This window comes from Candidatus Hydrogenedentota bacterium (genome assembly GCA_019637335.1).
In the GTDB taxonomy this organism is placed as follows: domain Bacteria; phylum Hydrogenedentota; class Hydrogenedentia; order Hydrogenedentales; family JAEUWI01; genus JAEUWI01.
The window spans coordinates 18824-43989 of the sequence record JAHBVV010000020.1 but is presented as its reverse complement, the minus strand read 5'-3'; the positions used below and the strand labels follow the sequence as shown (position 1 = coordinate 43989).

Annotated in this window: 19 protein-coding genes; 9 read left to right on the top strand and 10 right to left on the bottom strand. The window is 65.2% G+C overall.

What is annotated here, in order from left to right; all coding sequences use genetic code 11:
- Window positions 1-14: 14 nt before the first annotated feature.
- From KF886_18665 to KF886_18645, 5 genes are all read right to left on the bottom strand, one after another.
- Complete coding sequence (locus KF886_18665) at window positions 15-902, bottom strand: metallophosphoesterase (GenBank protein MBX3179384.1); 888 nt, start codon at window positions 900-902, stop codon at window positions 15-17.
- Between the two features lie 152 nt (window positions 903-1054).
- On the bottom strand, window positions 1055-3352 hold the full coding sequence (locus KF886_18660; protein ID MBX3179383.1) for an acetylxylan esterase: 2298 nt from the start codon (window positions 3350-3352) through the stop codon (window positions 1055-1057).
- A gap of 191 nt (window positions 3353-3543) precedes the next feature.
- Window positions 3544-4224 (bottom strand): hypothetical protein, encoded by a 681-nt coding sequence (locus KF886_18655; GenBank protein ID MBX3179382.1) that lies wholly within the window; start codon window positions 4222-4224, stop codon window positions 3544-3546.
- Between the two features lie 818 nt (window positions 4225-5042).
- Window positions 5043-6269, bottom strand: a complete 1227-nt coding sequence (locus KF886_18650; GenBank protein ID MBX3179381.1) for a hypothetical protein — start codon at window positions 6267-6269, stop codon at window positions 5043-5045.
- 640 nt (window positions 6270-6909) lie between these two features.
- Window positions 6910-7749, bottom strand: a complete 840-nt coding sequence (locus KF886_18645) for a MoxR family ATPase (protein ID MBX3179380.1) — start codon at window positions 7747-7749, stop codon at window positions 6910-6912.
- A gap of 335 nt (window positions 7750-8084) precedes the next feature.
- Between KF886_18645 and KF886_18640 the strand changes: the two genes are divergently transcribed.
- The 4 genes from KF886_18640 (at window position 8085) to KF886_18625 (ending at window position 12605) form a co-directional block, all read left to right on the top strand.
- Complete coding sequence (locus KF886_18640; protein ID MBX3179379.1) at window positions 8085-9395, top strand: hypothetical protein; 1311 nt, start codon at window positions 8085-8087, stop codon at window positions 9393-9395.
- Window positions 9377-9637, top strand: coding sequence for a hypothetical protein (locus tag KF886_18635; protein ID MBX3179378.1), 261 nt, complete (start codon window positions 9377-9379; stop codon window positions 9635-9637). Before KF886_18640 ends, KF886_18635 begins: the two co-directional genes overlap by 19 nt.
- Before the next feature lie 168 nt (window positions 9638-9805).
- A complete protein-coding gene (locus KF886_18630) occupies window positions 9806-10945 on the top strand; it encodes an ATP-binding protein (GenBank protein MBX3179377.1) in 1140 nt (379 codons plus the stop codon).
- A 130-nt stretch (window positions 10946-11075) separates the two neighbouring features.
- The gene (locus KF886_18625) at window positions 11076-12605 is read left to right on the top strand and encodes an arylsulfatase (GenBank protein MBX3179376.1); all 1530 of its coding nucleotides are present in this window, start codon (window positions 11076-11078) and stop codon (window positions 12603-12605) included.
- 298 nt (window positions 12606-12903) lie between these two features.
- On the opposite strand, the gene KF886_18620 is transcribed toward KF886_18625, so the two are convergent.
- Together KF886_18620 and KF886_18615 are read right to left on the bottom strand one after the other, a co-directional pair.
- Window positions 12904-15336, bottom strand: a complete 2433-nt coding sequence (locus KF886_18620) for a heavy metal translocating P-type ATPase (GenBank protein ID MBX3179375.1) — start codon at window positions 15334-15336, stop codon at window positions 12904-12906.
- A gap of 92 nt (window positions 15337-15428) precedes the next feature.
- Complete coding sequence (locus tag KF886_18615) at window positions 15429-15719, bottom strand: metal-sensitive transcriptional regulator (GenBank protein ID MBX3179374.1); 291 nt, start codon at window positions 15717-15719, stop codon at window positions 15429-15431.
- Window positions 15720-16427: 708 nt separating this feature from the next.
- Between KF886_18615 and rraA the strand changes: the two genes are divergently transcribed.
- Both rraA and KF886_18605 read left to right on the top strand, forming a co-directional pair.
- Window positions 16428-16919 (top strand): ribonuclease E activity regulator RraA, encoded by a 492-nt coding sequence (gene rraA / locus KF886_18610; protein MBX3179373.1) that lies wholly within the window; start codon window positions 16428-16430, stop codon window positions 16917-16919.
- A gap of 81 nt (window positions 16920-17000) precedes the next feature.
- Window positions 17001-17882 carry a DUF115 domain-containing protein gene (locus KF886_18605; GenBank protein MBX3179372.1) on the top strand — a complete coding sequence of 294 codons (882 nt, stop codon included), beginning with the start codon at window positions 17001-17003 and terminating at the stop codon, window positions 17880-17882.
- On the opposite strand, the gene KF886_18600 is transcribed toward KF886_18605, so the two are convergent.
- Together KF886_18600 and KF886_18595 are read right to left on the bottom strand one after the other, a co-directional pair.
- Window positions 17861-19138 (bottom strand): glycosyltransferase, encoded by a 1278-nt coding sequence (locus KF886_18600; GenBank protein ID MBX3179371.1) that lies wholly within the window; start codon window positions 19136-19138, stop codon window positions 17861-17863. The genes KF886_18605 and KF886_18600 overlap by 22 nt on opposite strands.
- Complete coding sequence (locus KF886_18595) at window positions 19135-21432, bottom strand: glycosyltransferase family 4 protein (GenBank protein MBX3179370.1); 2298 nt, start codon at window positions 21430-21432, stop codon at window positions 19135-19137. Before KF886_18595 ends, KF886_18600 begins: the two co-directional genes overlap by 4 nt.
- Window positions 21433-21689: 257 nt before the next feature.
- Here KF886_18595 and KF886_18590 point away from each other — a divergent pair, with 257 nt between their 5' ends.
- The 3 genes from KF886_18590 to KF886_18580 all read left to right on the top strand — a co-directional run bounded on the left by KF886_18590 (window position 21690) and on the right by KF886_18580 (window position 24695).
- Complete coding sequence (locus tag KF886_18590) at window positions 21690-21860, top strand: zinc-ribbon domain-containing protein (protein MBX3179369.1); 171 nt, start codon at window positions 21690-21692, stop codon at window positions 21858-21860.
- An 834-nt stretch (window positions 21861-22694) separates the two neighbouring features.
- Window positions 22695-23723: a Gfo/Idh/MocA family oxidoreductase gene (locus KF886_18585; protein MBX3179368.1), complete on the top strand. Its 1029-nt coding sequence runs from the start codon at window positions 22695-22697 to the stop codon at window positions 23721-23723.
- Window positions 23724-23756: 33 nt separating this feature from the next.
- A complete protein-coding gene (locus KF886_18580) occupies window positions 23757-24695 on the top strand; it encodes an ABC transporter permease (protein ID MBX3179367.1) in 939 nt (312 codons plus the stop codon).
- A 31-nt stretch (window positions 24696-24726) separates the two neighbouring features.
- Here KF886_18580 and KF886_18575 read toward each other — a convergent pair whose 3' ends face one another.
- Window positions 24727-25140 (bottom strand): hypothetical protein, encoded by a 414-nt coding sequence (locus KF886_18575; GenBank protein MBX3179366.1) that lies wholly within the window; start codon window positions 25138-25140, stop codon window positions 24727-24729.
- Window positions 25141-25166 lie beyond the last annotated feature (26 nt).

Here is a 25166-nt window from a genome sequence, read left to right as displayed (position 1 = left end):
GCCCGCGCGCGCGGTTAATTGGCCCCATCCGCCGCGACATCCACCCGCGTGGCGCTCCAGGCGCCGTCGAAACTGTGCCAGTCCACCTGGAAGCCATCCGCCCGCGCGCTTACGGTGCTGAAGGCGCCCTGGCAGGCGTCGCCCGGACGCTGGAGAAAGAAGGCTCCGGTCGTGAGGTGGCGCAGGGTGGGATAGCGCGCGTCGCGGGTAAAGCTGAACCGGTGCACGTGCCCCGCGATGTACAGGATGTCTCGGCCGGTTTCACCGAGGGCCGTGCGCAACGCTTCGGCATTGCGAAGTTGCCGCGAGCGGGGGCTGGTGTAGCTCGCCGTACGGTGGAGAATCGGGTAGTGCCCCGCGACGAAAACCGGGCCGGGCGGGGCCGCCTCCACGAGTGCGCCCGTGGCCTCGGCCTCGGCCCGGGTTATCCGTCCCGCCGAGGAAAAATAATTGGGGCAGACGGTGGGCGTAAGGATGAGCGGTGTGCCGCCCGGAAGCGCCAGGGCGCAGGGGTAGCCGGCGTCCGGCGCGAGGCCGGCGAAGTAGTGTTCGAAGCGCCGCGCGCGCACGGATTCGAAGGTGTAGACGTCGTGATTGCCGGGCATCAGGTGGACATTGAGGCCCCGGCGCGTCAGGCCATCGACAAACGCGCGCCCCATGCGATACTCGGCGTGGGTGGCGGTCGAGGTGAAGTCGCCCCCGATGAGGCATTCGGAAATGCCCAGGCTGGCCAGGTGATCCGCGTAGGGCTCCGCCTGCCGCATGTGGAATTCCTTCCTGCGGCGGTAGATTACGTTGGCGTTGCCGAGAAAGCGCTTGTTCAACAGGGCGAAGGGATTTTTCACGACTTCCCAGAAATGGAGGTCGGTGATGTGAATCAGGGTGTCGGTGGGTGTGGTCATGCGATAATCCGGGCTGAGCCAACGGGGTGTTCAGGGACTACAGAGACTACAGAGACTACAGGGACATCCCACAGCGTCTCTGCCGTCCCTGCTGTCCCTGATGTCCCTGCCGACGCTGCCGTCCCTGTGATCGGTTGAGGGCCAGCCAGGGTCTACTTCAACAGGCTCAGCAGCGCGGCGTCGCCCGATGCCGAGGCGACTCCCACCGCCCCAATCATCCCCCTGGGCGCGGTGGCGCTCTCGGTGGCCACGAAGAGCGGCGCCGGCGCGATGAGTGCGGAAGCCGTTTTCACATCCCTCACACTCCGAATGCAGGGCAGATAGTGCTGTTCCACCCAGGCCTGGTCGCTTTCCGGATCGAAGCCGCCGAGGTCGGCGTAGGTCTTTGTCATCTGCCCGTCGACCGCGCTCGCCAGCAATGTCCACAGGCCGGCGGAATCGAGGCCCGCGACGGTCACGCTGCCGGTCAGGTCGCGGCGCGCGCGGAGGAAGGCCGCCGCCGTGATCACGTCCTGCACCCGGTAGCCCGTGTCGGTCGGCTGGAAGGTGTCCATGAAGCCGCCGGCGCGCAGGCGCTGGACGTGTTCCGTCACGCCGCGCTGCTCGCCGGTCAGGAACGGGTCGATGCACAGCACGGCGTGGCCGGCGTCGATCAGCCCTTGAACCAGCGCGCCGGGCAGGCCGGTGGCCGGATCGAGGAAGGATTCCTTGCCGCCTCCGCTGACGAGCAAGACGGCATCCTGCGGCGCGGGGCCCACGCCCCGGAAGAACAGCGCCGGGATGGCGTCACCCTCGCCGCGGCGTCCGAGGACCCAGTTTTCCTGTACGTAGGCGCCGCGCTCCTCCATCCGGAAGCGCTCGCAGGCGAGATCGGCGGCGTCGGGAACGGCCGTGCCCATGACCTGCGCGAAGGCCTGGCGGTGCGCCGCCGCAAAGGCCGCGGGATCGTGACCGGCGCCCGCGAGGAGGCCGTCCCACCGCGCGGCGATGGATTCGATGACGCGCTCGACGATCGCCTCGCCTTCGGCGGTGTTGCGTTCCTGGTCCGGGAACACGCGGAGGGCCTCTTTCGGCTCAATCTGATACGGCGGCTCCGTGAAGCCGTCCCAGCCGGACTCGTTCAGCAGCCAGCGGCCCATGAAGCGGTACATGGCCTCGCGGCTTTCGAGGTTGTAGTTGTGCGGGGCGTCCACGTGCACGTTCTTCACGCGATCGCCCGCGCCGTAGAGGTCGAAAATGCTGCGGATTGCCGGGTACTCCACGCGCGGCGTCTCCCGCGTCCAGTCGCCCGTGGCGGACACGAGCAGGAGGGGATTTGGCGCCGTGAGCGCGCCGATTTCCATGTTGGAATTGAAGAGGCGCAGGATCGGCGCGTTCTCGCAGAGGCAGCCGCCCTGCATGCGGGAGGAAATCATGTTGACCGGCGCCGAAACCCGGATGCGCGGGTCGATCGCCGTGAGCGCGAAGGTCTGCGTGCCCCCGCCGGACGCGCCCGTGCACCCGATGCGATCGGGCATGACCTCGGGCAGGGACTGGAGGAAGTCGACCGCGCGCACCGAGGACCAGAGCTGGAGGGCGAAGGGATGCACGCCCCAGAGCTTCTCCCGCTCCCCGCCCCAGTTGTGATCGAACTGGAGGCTGTCCACATACCCGATCATGTCGTACATGAAGGTGACGATGCCCATGCGGGCGAGGGTGATGCCGCGCGCCGGGATGGATCCGCGCTCGCTGTCTTCCAGGCGCCCTTCTCCCCAATGGCCGTGCGGGCAGATCATGCCCGGAAACGGCCCATCGCCCAGGGGGCGGTAGAGGTTGCCGGTCACGTAGAAGCCCGGGTAGGCCTCAAACTTCACCTTCGAGACGCTGTAGTCCTCGCGGGTGATGGTCCCGGTGATCTCGGCGTTCAGCGGCGTCTTCTCCGGCCACGGGTAGAGCCCCGAGCTCAGGCGCACCTGGAGGCGCAATTTCTCCGCGTAGGCCTCCCAGTCCGCCGCCGTTTCGAAGGGCGGCATGGTGAAAATCGTATCCGTGTGGCGCGCGCGCTGACCCCGCCCGTCCACCACCGGCTCCGGCCGGTCCAGCACCCGCCGCCGGGCCTGGGCAATCGCCGGATCGAAGTCCGCCGCCGTGGAGAGCGCCACCGCCGCCACGCCCTCGCCCAGCTTGATGGACGCCTGGCCGTCGGGACACGCGGCCTCGCCCGCGCGGACCCAGTACCAGCCATTCTTGTTCCGGGACTGCGCGTTTTCATCGCCCGCCGGAACGGCCAGCGTCTGCCCGTTCACCGCGAGGCTGCCGCCGCTCGCTACGGGGACCCACGCCCAGACCTGGTACGTTCCCGGCGCGACGGCGCGGGGGCTGTCGCTCAGGTCGATGGCGTTAAACCAGTGGGTGGACGCCGTCGCGGGCAGCGCCGCGAGACACAGCAGGGTGGCGAATAACGTTTTCATGGGGGCGCGTTCTCCTGATACGGGTAAATGCAGCGCCCCATGATAAGCGATTTTCGGGTTTGCCGCAAGGACGGCAGAGCGGTGGGAGTCAGGAGCGCGCGCGACACGTCCAGACAGTCAACAAACCTACGCCGCCACGGTCCGGGGAACGTGGCGGCATGGGTACTATCGGTGATGTGTGTTCGCCCGCGTCAGGCGGCGCGTTTCCGCCAGCGCAGGGCGAGGCCGGCGAGGCCCATGCCCAGCAGACCGACGCCGGCCGGGACCGGGACGGGTTGCGGCGCGACGTCATCCGTCAGGTAGAATGCCACATCGACCCCCACCGCATCCTGAAACCACGGCCCGGACGGATCGCTGCGGAAGTAGCCGTCTCCGCCCGGGCGTTCATGGGTCGCCCAGAACCAGTCCGCGCTCGAATCGCCGGAGTGATTGGTAATACTGAGAAAGTAGGTTTCCCCCGCGGTCAGGGTTATCGGGTCTATGAACGCGCCGTATTCGTAAATGTCGAACCCGCCTGCCAGGGTGTCCACTCCCGTATCGACGCCCGCAACCATACCCACGTTAACGGTGTGCAGCGCCGTAACCGCCGGCGCGCCGGATTCCTGTTCGTAAATCGTGATGATGAAGTCGGTTACCGGGCCGGGCGCGGCAACGTCCCACCCGCCCCACCAATGGACGCTTGTAATGGTATTGTTTCCGGCGCTCAGCACAAAGTCGTCGGCGGTGTACTGGGCGGGGCCGGGCAAGTCGCTCGCGTCCGAATAGAGACCGGTAATGTTGTCCGGCCCCCCGTTGTCGTAGATGGTTGCCGCTGAAACGCTGCCGGCAAAGAGCAATGCGGCCAGGGTGAACCCACAGTGATGGCATTTCACGATTCTCTCCTCCTTTCTATTGTGTAGAAATGATTTGAATTAAACATAATGTCGTGCAAGATATGTTCCGATGCTCGGCGCGCTGGGTTAGTTGTTGGCATGACTGGCGTTACGGAATCTTTCCCTCGAGGCGCACAATGCAATTCCAGCGCCAATCAAACACAGAGTTGTCAGGAATGACTACTTCTTGTCGAGGGGGATTGTCGAGCAGGCGCGAGCCGAATTGGCTGCGCGACGATGTCCCGCCGATCATCCGCGGCGGCATTTATTGCTCACGCGGATACCCCAACATGCCCTTGACGCCACGCCGCGTCCGGTTCATCGGGTGATCGGATTGTTCATCATGAAGCTGTAGTTGGCGTCGTTGCGCAGCGCCATGCGGTGTGCGTGCCTGGCGAACACGGCGAGCACGGGATCCGTGTGGGCATCGATTATGGACATCGCGGCGGATTCTCCCCGCGCATAGCAGGTGTCCGCCGCCCAACACGGGGAGCGCAGGTCGAAGACACGCCGCATGAGGGAGCCCCGCCCACAAGGCGCCGTAGGTGCACAGCGTTTTTTGAAGATCGGCACATTGGACTGGCGAGGCGATTCTGCCCGGGCTGCCGCCATGTATCAGATTCGCGCCTTCGGCGCGATGCGGGCGGGCCGCCCGCGCTCCCATTGGTCCGCTCTCCCGTTGCGGCGCGGGTTGGTGTCGTCAAGAAATCAAGCCAGCTACATTCCGCTAATGCGTCACCAATCAGGACGGGACACGGCCCTCTGTCAGCTGTCAACTGTCAGCTGTCAACTGTCAACTGTCAACTGCCAACTGCCAATCACTTCTCGCTCAAAAACTCCACCATGCCCTTGATTCCCCCCAGGGTCATGTCCTCCATGTGGAAGATCCCGCGGATCTGATTCAGGGTGTAGTAGCCGTAGGTGTCTTTCCAGAGATCTTTGGACAGCGGATTCAGCCAGCAGGCGTGGGGGAAGCGGTCGGCGATGCGGTTGAGCCAGTAGAGGCTGGGCTTGTGGTGGACGCCGCCGCTGTAGTTGCTGATGGCGCCGCCATACGACTCCAGCTCTTCGGGGGCCATGGAGGCGTCGCCGAGAATGACCACGCGCGTGTCGTTGCGCCGCTGGAGCAGCTGCTCGGTGGGATAGGTCCGGAGGCGGCGGAAGTCCGTCCAGACGTTCTCGTAGATCGTATTGTGGAAGTAGCAGGTCTGGATGTCCTCGAAGCGCTCGTGCAGTTTCGCGAAGAGGAGCCGGGTGATCTCGACGAACGGCATCATGGAGTAGCCGCCGTTGTCGATGAGGAGGAGCACGCTGATCTTGTCGCGCAGGTCGCGCTCGAAGCACAGGTCGATGTCGCCGCCGTTGCGCGCGGTGCGGCGGATGGTCTCGTCGAGGTTCAGGCGATCGCGGGGGCCCTCGTTCTTCATGTGCTTCATGGTTTCGAGGGCCTGGCGCAGGTTCTCCGCGCGGAGCTGCTGTTTGTCGGAATACTCCACGTAGCGGCGGTCGCCGATGACCTTGAGCGCGCTGCGGTTGCCGGGCTTGCCGTGGACGCGGATGCCGCGCTCCGAATTGCCGCCGTGCCCGAAGGGCGAGTTGCCGCGCTGGCCGATCCACTTGCTGCCGCCGGCGTGCGCCTCCATCTGCTCGCGGACGGTGTCCCAGAACTTCTGCATCAGTTCGTCGGGATCGTAGTGCCAGATGGCCTTTTTCGGGATCTTGCCCTCGGCGATCTGCTGCGCGAGCCACTTCTGGAACTGCTTCGTGTTGAAGAGCGCCATGTCGCCCTCGGCCACAGGCGGAATGTCGATGTCGAAGAAATAGAGACAGAACGCGCGCTCGAAGGCGTCCATATGCTCCACCCGGCGCACGAACACGAGGCGCGAAAAGACAAAGAGGCTGTCGAGATCGCTCGCGAGCCCTTTTTCCAGGCCCTCGTTCAACTCCAGCAGATCCCTCGGGCTCACGGGCACGCCATACTCGCGCAGGAGGTAGACGAAGTCCATAAAGAGGGCGTTGCTGTAGTCTGGCGAGACGGTGAGCATCAGTAGCGCGTCCCCCGGGTTCGACCTGTCGGTCTAACGCCGGTTGGTCGCCATGCGAGGCCCCTCGCGACATCCGTCATTCCCATGAAAATGGGAATCCAGAAACGCGATCGCGGCAGCCGTTGGAAGCCACTGGATTCCCGCGTTCGCGGGAATGACGCCCACGGTTTAAGGCGTATCGTTGCGGGAAGCCAGCATAGACCTTCGGATTTCACAAAGCCCGTCATTCCCATGAAAATGGGAATCCAGAAACGCGATCGCGATAGCCGTTGGAAGCCACTGGATTCCCGCGTTCGCGGGAATGACGCCCACGGTTTAAGGCGTATCGTTGCGGGAAGCCAGCATGGACTTTCGTATTTCACAAAGCCCGTCATTCCCATGAAAATGGGAATCCAGGAACGCGATCGCGATAGCCGTTGGAAGCCACTGGATTCCCGCGTTCGCGGGAAGGACGCCCACGGTTTAAGGCGTATCGCTGCGGGAAGCCAGCATGGACTTTCGTATTTCACAAAGCCCGTCATTCCCATGAAAATGGGAATCCAGGAACGCGATCGCGGCAGCCGCTGGACCCCGCTGGATTCCCGCTTTCGCGGGAATGACGCGGTAATCGATCTACTGGCGCTGGCTTGTATCGCGCACATCAGTAGCGCGATCCGCGCGAGGGGCTGCCGCCGCCGCGGTAGCGGAGGATGTCGCCCGCGCGCTTGAGCAGGGCGCCGGTAAGCGGGGGCATGTCGGGATTCGGGACCTGGCCCGTGGCCTCGAGCGCGCCGATCCAGTCCAGGAGCTCGCTCGTCGCCGGGGGCTTCTCGAAGCCGCGCTCGCGGAGCTCGTAGAAGATGTTGATGGCGGCCTCCAGGAGTTTCGGGCTGGTCTGCGGGTAGTGGAGGTTGACGATTTCGCGCATGTCCTCCCGCGAGGGGAATGCGATATGGTGGCAGTAGCAGCGGCGCAGGAAAGGATCGGAAAGCTCGCGCTTGGCGTTGGAGGTGATGAAGATCGCGGGGCGGATGGCCGCCTTGATGGTGTCGTTCACCTCGCGGATGGTGAACTGGCATTCCTCCAGGATGTCGAGCAGGTTGTCCTGCACATCGGACTCGGTCTTGTCCACCTCGTCCAGCAGCAGCACCACCTTTTTGTCCGCGCGAAAGGCCCGCCCGATGGGACCCCAGATCACGTAGTCGTAAAAACTCTCCACGTGGCGGCCGGATTCGCCGGGACCAAAGCGCGCGTCGTTCAGGCGGAGCACCGTGTCCTGCGTGTAGCAGGCCTCCTCGCCCTTGATCGTGGATTTGCAGCGGAGGATCTCCGTGTCCATACCCAGCGCGCGCGCCACTTCCATGGCAAGCTGGGTCTTGCCCGTGCCCGCCTCGCCCGTGAGGAGGAGCGGCTTCTCCATGGTCAGGGCGATATTGACGATCCCCTTCAGCTCGGGGTCCAGGTAGTACTTATCGGTGCCTTGGAACTGCGGAATGGACATGGACGTGCTCGATCGCTCCGGTCTTGGGGGTAAGGGCCTGTTGGGTATAGTGTACGGCGCCCGGCGGGGGACTTCAACGGGGACTGCCTCCCGCGACAACGTTCGCCCGGGCCGCGCAAGCGCTAGCAAAACCGATGATTCGCGGGTGGCTGTACCCGTCGAAAGACGCGTATCTTGGGGTACAGGCCCCCGCGCTGCGTCGCAATTATCAGCGCTTGCGCGGCCCGGGTGATTGCCGTCGCGGGCTCCAGTCCCCCTCGACGGGTGTAGCCCCGAGGAGCACGCTGGTATACTGGCTTCCCACTACCGAAGGCCGTATCCGGAGGACCCATCCCATGCCGAACCCACCCTCGCAGGGCGCGCCGGCCCCGCGAAAGCACTGGCTCGTTCGCGCGCTTCGGGCGCTTGCCGTGCTCATTCTCGCGATTGCGGCGGCGTACTTTGTTGCGGACCAGATCGCGTCCCAGGAGCTCCAGAAGCGGAAAGAGGCCTTTCGTGCGCGCTTCGGAAAGCTGGAGTTGGACGAGTTTAAGCCGGATCGTCCACCGGCGGCGAAGGACGCGGGGCGGATCTACCGCCGGGCGGCGGGCTCGATGGCGGGGGTTGACGAGGAACTCGGGGACTGGTCCCTCTACGACGCGTTGACACAAGGGCCGTCCGCCTTTGCGGGGCGCGGGGCCCGCGATACCCCCGAGCCGCCGGCGGATGAGGTTGAACGGCGCGTACGCGAGAAGTTCGCCGCGCTCGACGAGGCCTTTCGGCTCGTGGAGGAGGCCCGTCCGCTTGAACCGGCGACGTTGCTTGAGAACTACGAACTCGAAGGACTCTTGCCCGCTTCTTCGGACGTGCTATTGCTGGCGCATAACGTAGCGGCCAGGGCAATCGATGCGGCGCGTTCCGGTGATTTGGAGGCGGCCTGCGCCTGGCTCGATTCGGGCGTGCACGTGGCCTGCACGCTGGAAGGCGACCCGACGCTGATGCTTCAAATGGCCCGGCACTTCGCACTGGAGCGCGCGTTGAGAAGCGCCGAGGAAGTCTTCAATGCCACGGATGTCCCGCTGCCGCTGGGGGAGCGCTACTGGACCCTGCTGGAGCGGGCGGCCGGTCCGGGGGCCTTTGCCGACAGCCTGGCGGGGGAAGCCGGATTCATGATCGCGCAGGAGATGCCCCGGCCGCGGATCTTCTGGACAATCAACAACATAAAGACACTCGAATTGATTGAAGGGGCCGTCTCCGCGTTCGAACAGGAACCCGGCGCGGCGCGCCAGGCCGCGCTGCATGCGCTGGCGGAGGAGACCCGGAACTGGCCCGTTCTCTATACTTGCGCGCGGAGTCAAGCCCCGACGGTGCTGCTAATCGCCCGCGGGTACGACATGATCGTCGCGCGCCGCCATTGCTTCTATGTCGCGGTGGCGCTTCGCAACCACAAGCACACGCACGGCGCCTACCCCGGCGCCCTCGAAGCCGTGGCGGTTGCGATGGACGCCGCCATGCTCGCCGATCCGTTCGGCGGCGGCCCCCTCCGGTATCGCGCCGAGGGAGAGGGATTTGTCCTGTATAGCCTGGGGCCCAACCAGCAGGACGACGGCGGCGGCGCTGGGGGCAACCGCGACCATGACGACATCGTATGGACGGCGATACGTTAGGCGTCGGCCACCCCGGCGCACCCGCCGTGATTGCGGAGACCGGCGCGATCCCGATGGCGCCCGGTGAGGTGATTTCGCTGAATTTGAATACGCAGTATTTCATCCTGCCGGGCGGAGTAGGGCGGATTGGAGGCAACAAAAGGGGCGGTTGTTCAGGCGCTTATGGTGTTCTGGATACCGTAGTTGGGACCTGGCAGGCATTCTTTCCCGATGCGTTGGGAGGCTGCGGAGTGCGGGCTTGAGGCTAGATTATCATTGAAATCTCGGAGTCTTGCTCCGAAATTTCAATGATGATGAAAATCAGGCATCCAAAAAAGAAAATAATTTACAAAAGTAATAATTTTATATCGTTCATTGAAATTACGTCGTAATGCCTTGTAATTTCTATGAACTTTGGCTAAAATAGGGACATGATAACCCGCTCTACAGACATAGCGCATCTCAAGGACCTCCTACGGCAATTCCCTGCCACCGCGATCCTCGGACCGCGCCAGTCGGGTAAGACCACACTTTCAAGGCAGTTTTCGGCGGACCACTACTTCGATCTGGAGAATCCAGCGGATCTTGCACTGCTCTCGCAGCCGAAGCTCGTTCTGGATGATTTGTCCGGTCTGATTGTGATAGACGAGATTCAGCGGTTGCCGGAGTTTTTTCCCCTGCTGCGGCACTTGATTGATACGCGACCCGACCAGCGTTACCTGATCCTGGGCAGCGCCTCGCGCGATCTCATCCGGCAGTCGTCGGAGTCGCTTGCCGGTCGAATCGCCTATCACGAACTGGGTGGATTTCGCCTGACCGATGTCGGCGTTGAAAACTGGCGTCCACTCTGGCATCGGGGCGGGCTGCCGCCGTCGTATGGCGCGATGGACGATTTCGACAGCTATGCGTGGCGGGAGCAGTACATCGTCAGCTTTCTCGAGCGTGACATTCCCCAGCTCGGCATCACGGTACCGGCCGTCACGCTTCGGCGCTTCTGGACCATGCTTTGCCACTATCACGGGCAGGTGCTCAACTATGCGGAGTTTTCCCGCTCTTTCGGTGTGAGCGACCTGCTGGTGCGACGCTATATCGATATTCTGGAGGGCACGTTCATGATTCGCACGCTCCATCCGTGGCATGTGAATCTGAGTAAGCGCATGGTAAAGCGGCCCAAGGTCTACATCAGGGACACCGGTCTACTGCACACGCTCATGTCGGTGCGCAGCGATCGCGATCTTGCGTCCCACAATAAGTTGGGAGCTTCCTGGGAGGGCTTCGCGCTGGAGGTCGCGGCGCGAGCCATCGGCAAGCGGAATGTGGAGTTGAACTTCTGGGCAACGCATGCGGGCGCCGAGGTGGACCTGTTCTGGCAGGAGCATGGGAAGAACTGGGCCATCGAGGTGAAATACGCCGATGCGCCGCGGATGACCAAATCGATGAGTAGCGCCCTGGCCGATCTGGAATTGGAGCACCTGTGGGTGGTGTATCCGGGCGATCGGGCGTACCCGCTGGACAAGCGTGTGAGCACGTTGCCCATCACGAATATTGGGGCGGGGTGGAACTACCCTTGATATCCTGATTATCGCACCGCCCTTTTCCCGACGAGACGCGGACCATATTCACCCGCGCGCCGCCCCAAAGCGCGGTATGATACTATCGAAAACAGGCCAGGGACCCCGCAGCAGCAGGAGCGCGCATACGATGAGACCACTGAAGACCATTGTCGCAATAGTGCTGGCGGCCTCGTGCATGGGCGTCCACTCGGCGATGCCCAACATCGTGGTGATCCTCGCGGATGATCTGGGCTATGGCGACGTGGCCTGCTACAACCCGGACTCGAAGATCCCCACGCCGCACCTGGATGCGATGGCTGCGGCGGGCATGCGCTTTACCGACGCGCATTCGCCGAGCGCGGTCTGTTCCCCCACGCGCTACGCGTTGCTCACGGGGACCTATGCCTGGCGATCGCGCCTGAAGAGCAGCGTGCTCTGGCCCTGGGACGGGCCCCTCATCGACCCGGAGACGCCCACGCTGCCCGGCATGCTGGCGGCGGCGGGGTATGACACCGCGTGCATCGGCAAGTGGCACCTGGGTTGGGATTGGGCGACGAAGGACGGTTCGCGGCCCAACGACCACGTCCCGCTGGGCCAGTGGGACGTGAAAGTGCGCGGGCCGCTGGGGGACACCATCGATTTCACGAAGCCGATCGCGAATGGCCCGACTACGCGCGGCTTCGGCTATTACTTCGGCGACGATGTGCCCAACTTTCCGCCCTATGCCTTCATCGAGAACGATCGCCTGCTCGGCCTGCCCGACCGGCCCAAGCCCGAGGCCATGTTTGGATCGCCGGGGCCAATGGTGGAAGGCTGGGACCTGACCGAGGTCCTGCCGGCCCTGCTGGAGAAGGCGGTGGCCTTCATCCAGGCCGCACCCGGCGAAGCGCCGTTCAACCGGCGCGCGGATGCGCCATTCTTCCTGTATCTTCCGTTGACCTCGCCGCACAACCCGGTGGCGCCCGCGCCCGAATTCATCGGGACGAGCGGCGCGCACCGCTACGGGGATTTCGTGCACCAGACGGACGCATTTGTCGGCGCGGTGCTGGCCGCGCTGGAGTCGGCCGGCCAGCTGGACAACACGCTCGTCATCTTCACCAGCGACAACGGGTCGGCGCAGAACGACGGCGAGAACATGGCCAACAAGCCCGGCACCGTGCTGGCCTACGGCCACAACCCGAGCCACATCTACCGCGGCATGAAGGCCGACATCTGGGAGGGTGGCCACCGGGTTCCCTTCATCGCGCAGTGGCCAGGCCAGATCCCCGCTGGCGCGGTATCGGACGAAGTCATCGGTCACATGGATCTGATGGCGACCGTGGCCGCAATAACCGGCGCGCAACTGCCGGAGGGCGCCGCGCGCGACAGCTACAACGTCCTGCCGGCCCTGCGCGGGGAAGCGCGGACGGCCCCGATCCGCGAGGCGACCGTGCACCACTCGATTCACGGCATGTTCGCGATTCGCCAGGGCCAATGGAAGTATATCGACGGGCGCGGCAGCGGCGGCTGGACCGAAGGCGGCCACGACGGGCCCGAGGGCCAGCTCTACGACCTGGAAAACGATCCGGCGGAAACAACCAACCTGTACGAGGCGCACCCCGAGATCGTGGCGCGCCTCGCGGCGCTGCTGGATACGTACAAAGACTCAGGCCGGAGCGTGGCCGACCGCGGGCGGTGACGGGGACTGCCTCTCGCCGAAAAAAACGCCCGGCCGCGAATGCGGTGCCGCCACCCCGAATCGGCGGGAGGAATTGGAAAGGACCCACGGGTGCCACCCTCAAGCGGGCCGCTTCAAGCGGCCATCAGCTTGTGGGTGAGGGGAGCGGTCGGTCCTTATCGCTGCGTATTCTCTCTTGATCCACCGCCAAAGGCGGTCGCGACTTGTGGGTGCGGGCCTTCAGTTGAGCGCCAACAGTCAGGGCAGCGTTTTATCCCCTAACGGGCAACCCGACGCGTCACACAATACCCCCGCACCATTACAAGTCCACCCGCCGCAGGCGCAGCGCATTGCCCACCACCGACACCGAGCTGAAGCTCATGGCGGCGGCGGCGATCATGGGGCTGAGCTGCAGTCCGAAGACGGGGTAGAGCGCGCCGGCGGCGATGGGGACGCCGAGAGCATTGTAGGCGAAGGCGAAGAACAGATTCTGGCGGATGTTGCGCATGGTGGCGCGGCTGAGGTGGCGCGCGCGCGCGATCCCGGCGAGGTCGCCCTTGACGAGGGTGATGCCCGCGCTTTCGAGGGCGACATCCGTGCCGGATCCCATAGCGATGCCCACGTGGGCCTGCGCCAGCGCGGGGGCGTCGTTCGTGCCGTCGCCGGCCATGGCGACGCGGAAGCCTTCCTCCTGGAGCGCTTTCACGTGCTCCAGTTTCTGATCCGGCATCACGCCCGCGTGTACTTCGTCGATGCCCAGTTCGCGCGCGACGGCCTCGGCGGTGGTCTGGCTGTCGCCGGTGAGCATGACGATGCGGAGACCGGCCTCGTGGAGGGTTTTCAGGGCGTCCGGCGTGCTTTCCTTGATCGGGTCCGCGATGCCGATAAGGCCCGCGGGCTGGCCGTCCACCGCGAGCAGCACCACGGTCTCGGCCTTCTCGCGGCGCGCCTCGGCCCGCTCCGAAAGATGGCCCGTGTCCACGCCGCTGTCCTCCAGCAGGCTGGCGTTGCCAAGCAGGACGCGTTTTCCGTCCACGGCGCCGGTGACGCCCTTGCCGGTCACCGCGTCGAAGCCCTTCGGGTCGGCGAGGGCGGCGCCGCGATCTTTCGCCGCCGCGAGGATGGCCGCGGCGAGCGGGTGTTCGCTGCCGCGCTCCAGTGAACCCGCGATGCGCAGCACATCCTCCTCGGAAAAGCCGTCCTCGGCTTCCACCGTGACGACGCGCGGCTTGCCCTCGGTCAGGGTGCCGGTCTTGTCCACCACGAGCACATCCACGCGCTCCATGGCCTCCAGCGCTTCGGCGTCACGCAGGAGCACGCCGGCCTGGGCGCCACGCCCCGTGCCCACCATGATGGAGATGGGCGTGGCGAGCCCCAGCGCGCAGGGGCAGGCGATGATGAGTACGGCAATGGCGTTGACGAGGGCGTAGGCGATGGCGGGTTCGGGGCCCCAGATCATCCAGGCGATGAAGGAAAGTATCGATACGAGCACCACGGCGGGCACGAAATAGCCCGCAACGGTGTCGGCCACTCTCTGGATGGGCGCGCGGCTCCGCTGGGCCTGGCGGACCATGTCCACAATTTGCGAGAGCGTCGTGTCCGCGCCCACGCGCTCCGCGCGCATAACGAAGGAACCGTTCTGGTTGACCGTGCCGCCGGTGACGGCATCGCCCGCCCCTTTCTTCACAGCCATCGGCTCGCCGGTGATCATGGACTCGTCGACGCTGCTTTCGCCCTCCTCGATCGCGCCGTCCACCGGCACCCTCTCACCCGGCCGGACCCGGAGCCGATCGCCCTCCTGGAGCTCGTCAATCGGAACGTCCTCTTCTGCGCCGTCCTCGCGAATGCGGCGTGCGGTCTTGGGGGCGAGTTCCAGCAATGCGCGGATGGCCCCGGCGGTCTTGCGGCGCGCGCGGAGTTCGAGCACCTGCCCGACCAGCACGAGCGTGATGATTACGGCGGCGGATTCGAAATACAGCGCGACCTGGCCGTTGTGGCCGCGGAAACCCTCGGGGAACAGGCCGGGGACGATCGTGGCGACGATGCTGTAGGCGTAGGCGACGCCGGTGCCGAGCGCAATCAGGGTGAACATGTTGAGGTGGCGGTTGACGAGGGACTGCCAGCCGCGCTGGAAGAATACGGCGCCGCCATAGAGCACCACAGGCGTCGCGAGCGCCAGCTGCACCCACTTCCACGCCGGGTGGGAAAGGGCGTGTTGGAGCGGCGGGAGCATGTCGCCCATGGCGATGCAGAAGATCGGCACGGTCAGCGCCAGGCTGATCCAGAAACGCCGTGTCATATCATCCAGTTCCGACGTGTCCTCCGCGCCATCGCCGCCGTCCGCCGGTTCCAGCGCCATCCCGCACTTCGGACAGGAACCCGGCCCCCGTTGCTCCACTTCCGGGTGCATCGGGCAGGTGTAGAACGCGTTTTTGTCAGCTGGGGGCGCGTCTTGCGCTTCGGGCTTCAGGTAGTGGTCCGGATCCTTCTCAAACTTCACGCGGCAGCCATCGCTGCAGAAGTAATACGTGGCGCCTCCGTGATCGGCGCGGTGTTTCGCGGTTTCCGGGTCAACGTCCATGCCGCAGACGGGATCCTTCACGCCGTCCCCCGAATCGGCATCCCGCCGGGCGGTGTCGAGGTATTTGCCCGGCGCCGCCTGGAACTTCTTGCGGCAGCCATCGCAGCAGAAGTAGTAGGTCGCGCCGTCGTGCTCGGCGGTATGGCGCGCGTTCTCGGTCTTAACCGTCATGCCGCAGACCGGGTCCGTGGCGGCAGCGCCTTCGTGGTGATCGTGGTGGCAGCAGTTACTCACAAGTACCTCGCTTTCCTGTAGGGGTTGGGCTAGCGCAGGCCGGGTCCGGCATAGCGGATGAAGACATCCAGCAGTTCCGCGATCTTCTGATCGCGATCCGCTTCGTTGCCATCCTCGAAGGTGTCCTTGACGCACGTGGCCATGTGCTGGCCCAGCACGACCTTGCCGGTCTGCGCCAGGGCGGACTGGGCGGCGGAGATCTGCGTGAGGATGTCCACGCAATACTTGCCGTCCTCCACCATGCGGCGGATGCCGGCGACCTGGCCCTCAATGCGGCGGAGCCGGTGTGCGATTTTTTTCTGGGTTTCCGGGTCGTGCATGGGCGATATCCGTGGGGTTAGTCTGATCGGATTATATACCCCCAGGGGGTATATGTCAAGTGGCGTGGCATGCGGCGGGATGGATCGGGCGCCACAAAGAGTGGGGGGCAGCCGCTGGCCGCAACCGGCGAGGGGATTGCCACGAAGCTCTTAGAGCAGCCGCTGGCCGCGATCAGGATTTGTGACCACGGATTACACTGATGACACGGATAGATGATCGTTCCGGTGATTGAGACCTGCCGGCGGCTGCGTGCGATTTCCGAGGCGGCCCGCTCGGGTTCTTCCTCATCAGCATTGTAGCGGGGTTGATCGGGCGGCGGGCTGGCCGGCGTCATCCGGTTCGCGCGTCGCTGCAATCCGTGTCATCGGTGTAATCCGTGGTCAAGAAAAAGTATACCGACCACGAAATTCACGGAAAGGCCCGGAATGTCTCTCTGGATTCTAAACGAATAACGAAATGCTTGATTCGTCCTGGGATTCCGAAGCTGCATTCAAGGCTTCAATCGGTCGCTCGAATACACCACTCATGTTGCCTCAGGCTGGAAGCCCAAGCCACGTTGGCGCGTGTTGATTGATTGATGTGAATGCCAGTGCTGGACGGCTGCCGGCGTAAGGACGGTTGATATACGATTGTCCCGCCGTCCGCATTGAGCGGCCGCGCGCCGGCTTGCTACACTCCCACCGGCAACCATGCAGGGAGAAGCGTTCATGGCATTCAAGACGGCTGATTTGTGCGACCAGTTTCCGGAGCAGGTGGATATTGCGGAGCAGCCCTTTCGCGATTTCGGCGGCCGCTCGCGGTTTTGCGGCGTGATCGAGACCGTGAAGGCCTTCGAGGACAACAGCAAGGTCAAGGAATGCCTGGCGGAGCCGGGCGAAGGCAAGGTGCTTGTGGTGGACGGCGGCGCATCGATGCGCCGGGCGATGCTCGGGGATATGATCGCCGCGAGCGCGGTGAAGAATGGCTGGGCGGGCGTGCTGATCAACGGTTGCATCCGCGATTCGGCCGATATCGCCGCGATGGATCTGGGGGTGAAGGCGCTGGGCACGCATCCCTGCAAGACGGAGAAGCGGGGGCTGGGGCGGCACAATGTTCCGGTGCGTTTTGCGGGAGTGACCTTTCACCCCGGACACTATATCTACGCGGACGAGGACGGCATACTGGTGTCCGCCACACCGCTGGAGCTACCGGCGGGCTGAGGCCCGGGAGACGCCTGATCGTATGAGCGCGCAGGGACAGCCGGGGCGGCGGGCCGGGACGGCGGCGGGACAGTTCGCCGGATGATCGCCTGGACGCCGAAGTTCCCGAAATATGCGCTGCCCCTGGCGTACTGGCGGCTGCTGCGCGCGCGGCGCGGCTACTTTGATCGGGTGGGGCTCAAGCTGGGCCCGTGGGGTATGCCGCGCTTCACCCACATCCCCGGCAGCCAGCAGCGGCTGGCGCTCATGCGCAACAAGCAGCGCGGCCGCCGGTGTTTCATCATCGCGAATGGGCCGAGCCTCCAGGCGCTGGACCTGGCGAAGCTGCGGCGCGAGGTCACGATCGGCTGCAACGGGATTTACCAGGCTTTTCCGGAGTGGGGCTTTCACACGTCCTACCTGGTCTTTGAGGATATCGAGCAACTGGAGCTACGGCGTCACGACGTCGGCCGGGTTTCCGGGCCGGTGAAGCTGGCGGCGATCTACAACGCCTACGCGTTCAAGCCCGATCGGCGGACCCTCTTCTTCAATGCGCCGCGGATGCGCGGGCAATTGTACTACTGGGAAGATCTCTATCCCCAGTTTTCCCGTGATTTCGCGGCCATTGTGCATCTCGGCAGCACGGTGACCTACATCATGCTGCAACTCGCGTATCACCTGGGCTGCGACCCGGTGTATCTCATCGGGCTGGACCACGACTACGGCGAACTGCCGAAGCGCTTTCCGCCGGGGAAGATCACGATCACGGAAGAGAACGTCGAGCTGATCCGGGGGCTGCATTTCAGCAACCAGTATTACCAGGTCGGGGATCAGATCGGCGTGCCGGATGTCGCGCGGCAGGAAGCCGCCTACGCGGCGGCGCGCGCGGCCTTCGAGGCGGATGGGCGCCGGGTGTTCAACGCGAGCGCCCACACCGCGCTGGATGTGTTCGAACGCCGCGGCTACGACGGCCTCTTCGATTGATCCGCGCCGCCCACGTGCGTCTCAAGTCGCGCGACCAGGGCGCCGTAGGCCGCGTCGGGGTGGAATCGCTCCCGCGCGCAGGCGGCGGCGCGCTGTTCGAGATCATGCCGGCGCGCCGTGTCGCGCAGGATGCCCAAGATCGCCGCAGCCATATCCGCCGCGGGATCGGCGACGATGATGGGGAGTTCCGTTGGATCCCCGAGGCCGCCCGCGCCCGCTTTCGTGCAGATCACGCAACGTCCATGGGCCATCGCCTCCACCGTCTTGATCTTCAGGCCGGTGCCGTAGGGAACCGGATTCAAGACGGCGGCGGCCCGGGCGTAATACGGGTTCAGGTCGGGCGTATGGCCGACGAGCGACACGCCCTCCGGCGCGCGGCGGACGGTTTCCGCGACGCGCCCGCACACCGTCAGCGCCGCGTCGGGACAGGCCGCGCGCACGGCGGGCCAGACGTCGCGCAACAGGGTGCGCAGGCCGATGACGTTGGGGTCGTAGCGGTTGCCGACATAGAGCAGCTCGCGGGATCCGGCCGGCGAGGGCTTGTATGGGAGCGGTTTCAGCGCGTGCCCGGCGACCAGCACCTCCCGATCGGGGCGCATCGCCCGTATCTGGGCCGCCTCCTCCGCCTGTATCGCAATCAGCACATCCGCGCGGCCAAACTCCCGAGTTTCGTCGTCCCGCGCGCAACGGGCGTGCGGCAGGCTTCCCCCGGCGGCGCGCGCCGTTTCCTCGCGCACATGCTGAATATCGATGGTGTCGAGAAGGCGCAGCGTTCCCGGCGGCATGCGGTCGAGCGCGGGGGCGAGCCACACGTAGCTGGCGATGGCGGCGGTTGGATGGATGCGGTAGGCGATTTCGCCCGCGAAGGCCTCCAGGGCGGGGCGGCGGTTGCGCACGAGGGCGTTCAGGGAAGCGGAAGGCCGGTTGGAACGGGCGGCGAGGCGGCGGTAGGCGCGGAGGTCGGGGTCCAGCCGGCGCCAGAGGCCTTTCAGCGTGCGTTCAAGAGCGGCCTTCGTAGCCGGGCGACCCGAAGGGGGGGCGGCGCCCCCGGGGATCCACAGGCGGTCCACCAGCGCCTCCAGCCCCGCGTTGTGCTCGCCGTGATCGCCGGTGACGAGGTGCACCGCGAAGCCGCCCGCGCGGAGGTGCGCGATGAGCGCCCACGTTCGCGCGGCGCCCCCGCCCGATATGGGGACCAGGCCGCCGGGATGGATCCAGAGCACAATAGGCCGGGTGTCGACGGGTGGGGCGGTCATGGGCCATCCGCCAGCGCGTCCAGCGCGCGCAGGGTCTGGGCGATCATGGCGTCCTCGCTGAATTCCGCGACGCGTTCCCGGGCGGCGTCGGCGCGGCGCGCCATCGCTTCGGGATCCGCCAGCGCGTCGAGGATCGCGTCGCGCAGTGCGCCAATATCGTCGGGCCGGCAGAGCAGCCCGTGGACCTCGTGGGCGATGATCTCCGGAATGCCGCTGGCGGCGGCGCTGACCACGGGCAGGCCGGCCGCCATCGCTTCAAGCACGGAGAAGGGCTGGCCTTCAAAGCGCGCGGGGTGCACGAGGAGGTCGCAGGCGTTCAGGAGCTCCGGCATATCGTCCCGCCGCCCGAGCAGGGTGACGTGCGGGGACGCGCCATAGGTAACCAGCAGGGCGCGCAGTTTTTTCTCCCGGGGCCCGTCGCCCGCCCAGAGAAAATGAACCCCGGGGAAGCGCGCCACAACGTGTGGGATGGCCGGGACAAGGATATCGTGGCCCTTCTGGTGGCTGAGGCGTCCGACGGTCAGGCAGAGCACGGCGTCGGGGGGGAGGTTGAGTGCTTCCCGAACGCGCGCGCGGGCTCCGGCCCGTTGCTCATCGTCGAAGGCGAAGCGGTCTATCCGAACGCCATTCGGGATAACGAGAATCTCGTCCGGCGGCATTCCAAAGGCGCGGGCGAGCCGGTCCCGGTTTTCGGCGGACACAGCGACGTATCGCTGGCCCCGGGCGCGCATCCAGCGGTAGATGGCGCGGCGGCGTGGCGGGATGCGGATGTCGTCGCGCACGAGCTGGAAGACCACGAGGGTCGGGGTTTTTGCGACGGCGCACGCGAGCAGGCTGAGGAAGCCATACTGCATGCCACAGAGCATGTAGAGCGCGGCGTCCGGTTTCAGGCGCCGGAGCAGACGGATGGTGCGCGTGAAGCGTTTGTAGAAGAGGGCCTGCCCCGATTTCGGGCCGACATCGCAGATTTCCAGCGTGTGGTGAAAGACCCCGGCGCGAAAAAAGTCCCGCGTCAAATCTCGCAGGGCGGTGCGCTTCGAGCAGGCGGCGTGGACATCATGGCCCGCGCGAACGGCGCCCGCCGCGACGGCCAGCGCGTAGTCTTCCGCGCCCCCACGTAGCGGCGAGGGGAAGAGTATGGCGATGCGGCGTTTGCCGGGTACGGCGTGGTCCGGGGCGAGCCGGACGCCGTGGAACGGCTCGGGCGGGGCCAGGGGGCGGCCCTCGGGCCACGCCGCCGGGGGCGCCTCCAGGGCCGCGTTGAGCATGGCGGCGAACAGTTCCACGTGCCGTGGCATGGCGCAGGGCCGCACCGCCGCATGCGCCGCCGCCCCCATACGCGCGAGGCGAGCGGGGTCCGAGGCGAGTTGGGCAATGGCGTCCGCCAGGGCATCCATGTCCCCGGGGGGCGCCAGGAAGCCGTTCTCGCCGTGCGCGACGATGCCGTCCACGCCGCTGGCGGTTCTGGTCAGGACCGGCACGACGCCAGCGGCCATGGACTCGAGCATGCTGTTGCTCGTACCCTCGAAGTCCGACACCTGCACGAATACATCATGATCGGCCCAGAACGCGGGCATCTCCGGCGGCTTGCGGCGCGGGTGGAAGCGGACGCGTCCGGCGGTATCGACTCCCGCGATGCTCCGCTCCAGTTCATCCCGTTGCGGTCCCACGCCGGCGATATCGAAGCGGAAATCCACGCCGCGCGCCTCGAGGGCGGCGACAAGCGGAACGAAGTCCATCACGCGCTTCTGCTCCTGCACGATGCGGCCGCCGTACGCGAGGCGGATGGGCGCGGTTTGCCAGGCGCGGTCCAGCATTTCGGGAACATGCACCCCGGCGGGCAGGGTGTGGATCGAAGCCGGATCGCGATCGAGGCGTTCGGCCAGCGCGCGCGTGCAAGCGGGGCTGACCGTGGCGAATTGCGCGAAGGCGGGGGCGTACCAGCGGAGCGGCGCGTAGTACTCCGGCTCGGAATCCGCGCGGCAGTACCCGATGCACCGAAGTTGCTTGCCAGTTGCGTTGATCTCCACACAGATCGGTATGAGATCCCAGACGAAGTTGGGGACGACAATGGCGGTATCGAAGGCCGCCAGGAGCTCCCGCGCGCGGCGGGCGCTGGCCGCGTGGAGATCGAAGTCCGCGATCCGGTTGCGCGTGTCCGTGCAGTTCATCAGCAGGATTCGGTAGCGCGGGTGGGCTTCAAAGGCCTCGCGAAGCCGAAGCGCCCACGACGTAACACCGCTGGCGAAATCGCCGACCGCGATGATTACGGGGATTTTTTCGGGGGAAGTCACCAGGCGGTTCCAGGGTTGCGCAACGGCGCGTATTATAGGGGGCGACTGCGGAAGCGTCAACGGCGGATCGGCGGCGGGCTGTCACTATGACAAGAATATGACGATATTGCGACGGGCTCGGCCCGGCGGCGGTTATTTGTAAGCTGTTCAATATCAGTAGTTTATTCAGACTTACCCCATGCGACTCGAGTTGGCACGCACGTTGCATAATGGTTGGCGTGGCTTCACGATCAACAACGATCACGGAGGATGTGGCTATGCAAGTCTGTTACACGAAATGTCGCTCCTGCGGAGAGTCCATACGGGTCAGCGCGAAATTCTGCTTCCACTGCGGGCGAAGCGCGCGTCCGATTCCGGTCTTCTGGTTCTCCTTTCTCTGCGTGCTCTATGGCGCGTATGTAATCCTTCATAACATGGAACTCGTCTAGGGGTTGCCGGCGCAAGCCGGACCGTTCGGTTCGGTGTTGGGGAGGGTAGGTGCAGCGGGATCCTCTCGCACCGGGGATCCCGCTGCATTTGTGTGCATTGGTGTCCATTCGTGGTTAAAGACACGCCCCCGTTCAACCGCCACAGTCCGTCCGCGCACAATAACACCCTATGCGCTCTCTGCGTTCTCTGCGGTTAAAGCTCTTCTCTGTTTTTCCTCGTGTCCTTCGTGCCCTTCGTGATGATCTCTTTTTCTTGACCAAGGATTACACCAATGACACGAATTGCGGCAACGCGCGAACCGGACAAGACCGAACAACCCGCCGCCCGATCAACTCCGCTACCATTCCGATGCTGAACAATCCGAACAGGCTGCGTCGAAATTCGCACGCAGCCGCCGGCAGGCCTCAACCACCGGAACGATCTTCTATCCGTGTCATCCGTGCAATCCGTGGTCACAAATTCTGACCGCGGCCCGCCGCTGCTCCCGATGCATTCGCGGTTATAAAACATGCCCCCATTCAACCGCCCCAGTCCGTCCGCGCACGATAACACCCTATGCGCTCTCTGCGTTCTCTGCGGTTAAAGCTCTTCTCTGTATCTTCTTCGTGCCCGTCGTGGTGATCTCCTTTCTTGACCACGGATTACACCGATAACACGGATTGCAACGACGCGCGAACCGGATGAGACCGAACAGCCCGCCTCCGGAAAAGGCTGTGCGGGCGGCGTTTCGTTTGCGCGCGCGCAGGGCCCGGGTCCGGGATGCCAAGGGGCGCCGCCGGATGCTACACTCCCCGGTACCACGTTAACCAGAAGCGGAACCGAAGGAGAACGTCATGAGCAAGCTCGGGGTGGTGATAGTAGGCACGGGATGGGTGGCCGGTGAACACGTGAAGGCGTTTCAGGCCGATTCGCGGGCGGAAGTGCGCGCGGTGTGCGGGCGGGACGCGGGCCGGACAAAGGCCTTCGCCGAGGGCCTCGGCCTGACCTGCCCCACGTATACGGATCTGGACGCGGCGCTCAAACAGGACGGCATCGACATTGTGTCGATCTGCACGCCCCCGAATGTGCACAAGGAGCAGGCGGTGGCGTCCGCCAGCGCGGGCAAGCACATTCTGCTGGAGAAGGCGATGGCGGTAACGGTGGAGGATGCGCGCGCGATACGGGACGCGGTGTCGAAGGCCGGCGTGAAGTCGGCGGTGAGCTTCGTGCTCCGCTGGAATCCGCTTTTCGACATTATCAAGAAGCAGATCGCGGACGACGCGATCGGTCGGGTGTACATGGGCGAGGTGGACTACTTCCACGGCATCGGCCCCTGGTACAAGCAGTACGCGTGGAACGTAAAGAAGGAAATCGGCGCGAGCTCGCTGCTGTCCGCCGGCTGCCACGCGATGGACGCGCTGCGGTATTTCATGGGCGGCGAAGTGGCGGAAGTGACGCAATACGCGACGGCGGGCGGCGGCCCGAACTTCACGGAGTACGAGTATTCCCCGACCACATGCACGATCCTGCGCTTTCAGGACGGGCGCATCGGCAAGGTGACCTCCTGCATTGAGTGCGTGCAGCCGTATGTCTTCAACATCAACCTGATCGGCACGCACGGCACGATCAAGAACAACCAGATCTTCTCCAAGACGAAGTATCCCGGGCAGACGTCGTGGGCGAGCGTGCCGACGATCCTGCCGGACAGCGGGGACGTGACGCACCACCCGTTTTCGAACCTGGCGTCGCACCTGATCGACTGCATCCAGCGGGATGTGGAGTCGCACGCGAATATCGCGGACGCGTTCAAGTCCCACGAGCTTTGCTACGCCGCCGATCTCTCCGGCCTGGAAGGGAAGCCCGTGGCGCTGCCGCTGGCCTGATGCGCGGCGCGCGCATCGCGCCTTGAGGTACCCATGAAGCGGTTTATCGCCAAGCATTCCCCGCTGTTTATCCTGGCCGGACTGTGCATCCTGCTGGCCGTGTATTCCGACGACTTCCGCAAACCGGGCAACCTGCAGACGGTGGCCAGCCGATCCGCCATTATCGGCGTCATCGCGATCGGCCAGTTAATGGTGATCCTGACGGCGGGCATCGACCTGTCCGTCGGAAGCGTGGCGGCGTTGGCCGGCGTGGTGGGCTGCCTCGCGATGAAGAGCGGCGTGCCCATGCCCCTGGGCGTGCTCATCGGATGCGGGGTTGGCGTACTTTGCGGCGCGATCAACGGCGCGCTCGTGGCCAAAGGCAGGATCGCGCCGTTTATCGTGACCCTCGGCATGATGATGGTGGCGCGGGGCCTGGCCTTGTTGATTTCCGGCGGCAAGCCCATCTTCGGCTTGCCGCCGAGTTTTCTCTGGCTCGGCGACGCGAAGGACTGGCGGATCCCGGTGGTCATTGTGGTGGTGCTCTGCCTGATATTCACATTCATGCTGCTATTCACGCGCTTCGGGCGATCGCTCTACGCGATCGGCGGCAACAAGCAGGCTTCGCGCCTTTCCGGGGTGCCGGTGGACCGCGTGCTGATTCTCGCGTACACGCTGAGCGGCCTCATGGCGGGCTTCGGCGGTATGATGTTGGCGGCGAAGACCAGCATCGGATCGCCGACGGCCGCGGAGATGTATGAACTGGACACAATCGCGGCGTGCGTGATCGGCGGCGCGAGCCTGATGGGCGGGGAAGGCAACGCGATCGCCTCGGTGGCGGGCGCGTTGATCATGTTCGTGCTCCGAAACTTCTGCAACCTGGAAAACCTCGACCCGTACTGGCAGCAGGTGCTGATCGGGGCGCTGATCGTGGTGCTCGTGTTCTACGACACGATGCGGAAGCGGCGCGCGGGCCTGATGAAAGCGGACTGACGGGACTCAAGCCGTAACCGCCGCGCCCGCGCTAATCCTCGCGCTGCCACCGCTGCCGAATCGCGTCGAAGCGGGCGCGCCACTGTTCGCGCTGATCGGGGCGGAGGTGGGTTTCCACATCGGCGCGGAGGGCGTCCAACTCGGCCTGGATTTCGGGCCGGACACGCTCGCGGATGGCGCGGAAGCCCGCCAGGCGATCGCGGAATGCCTGGCGGATCGCGGCCCGTTGCGCTTCGTCGAGGTCCAGTTGGCGTTCGAGGCGCTGGACTGCCCGTTCCGACAGCAGCGCGGGATCCGCGATGGCGCGCTGCGCGGCGTTACGCAGGTACACCGCCGTCACGAGGCTGCCGATGATCAGGCCGCACAGCAGGAACAGCAGGTTCTTGACGTAGCCGGGCATGCGCCAGCGCGGGCGGCCGGCGGGGGCGGGAAGGGGTTCGCTCATAAGATAGTTCTCCCGTAATTGCGTGA

Bases quoted from the DNA above. Each gene is read 5' to 3' on its own strand.
- KF886_18625 (MBX3179376.1), top strand. From the start codon at position 11,076: ATGAGACCACTGAAGACCATTGTCGCAATAGTGCTGGCGGCCTCGTGC.
- KF886_18665 (MBX3179384.1), bottom strand. From the start codon at position 902: ATGACCACACCCACCGACACCCTGATTCACATCACCGACCTCCATTTC.
- KF886_18660 (MBX3179383.1), bottom strand. From the start codon at position 3,352: ATGAAAACGTTATTCGCCACCCTGCTGTGTCTCGCGGCGCTGCCCGCG.
- KF886_18635 (MBX3179378.1), top strand. From the start codon at position 9,377: ATGGACGGCGATACGTTAGGCGTCGGCCACCCCGGCGCACCCGCCGTG.
- KF886_18585 (MBX3179368.1), top strand. From the start codon at position 22,695: ATGAGCAAGCTCGGGGTGGTGATAGTAGGCACGGGATGGGTGGCCGGT.
- KF886_18580 (MBX3179367.1), top strand. From the start codon at position 23,757: ATGAAGCGGTTTATCGCCAAGCATTCCCCGCTGTTTATCCTGGCCGGA.
- KF886_18640 (MBX3179379.1), top strand. From the start codon at position 8,085: ATGCCGAACCCACCCTCGCAGGGCGCGCCGGCCCCGCGAAAGCACTGG.
- KF886_18645 (MBX3179380.1), bottom strand. From the start codon at position 7,749: ATGTCCATTCCGCAGTTCCAAGGCACCGATAAGTACTACCTGGACCCC.
- rraA (MBX3179373.1), top strand. From the start codon at position 16,428: ATGGCATTCAAGACGGCTGATTTGTGCGACCAGTTTCCGGAGCAGGTG.
- KF886_18575 (MBX3179366.1), bottom strand. From the start codon at position 25,140: ATGAGCGAACCCCTTCCCGCCCCCGCCGGCCGCCCGCGCTGGCGCATG.
- KF886_18605 (MBX3179372.1), top strand. From the start codon at position 17,001: ATGATCGCCTGGACGCCGAAGTTCCCGAAATATGCGCTGCCCCTGGCG.
- KF886_18615 (MBX3179374.1), bottom strand. From the start codon at position 15,719: ATGCACGACCCGGAAACCCAGAAAAAAATCGCACACCGGCTCCGCCGC.
- KF886_18590 (MBX3179369.1), top strand. From the start codon at position 21,690: ATGCAAGTCTGTTACACGAAATGTCGCTCCTGCGGAGAGTCCATACGG.
- KF886_18630 (MBX3179377.1), top strand. From the start codon at position 9,806: ATGATAACCCGCTCTACAGACATAGCGCATCTCAAGGACCTCCTACGG.
- KF886_18600 (MBX3179371.1), bottom strand. From the start codon at position 19,138: ATGACCGCCCCACCCGTCGACACCCGGCCTATTGTGCTCTGGATCCAT.
- KF886_18620 (MBX3179375.1), bottom strand. From the start codon at position 15,336: ATGACGGTTAAGACCGAGAACGCGCGCCATACCGCCGAGCACGACGGC.
- KF886_18650 (MBX3179381.1), bottom strand. From the start codon at position 6,269: ATGCTCACCGTCTCGCCAGACTACAGCAACGCCCTCTTTATGGACTTC.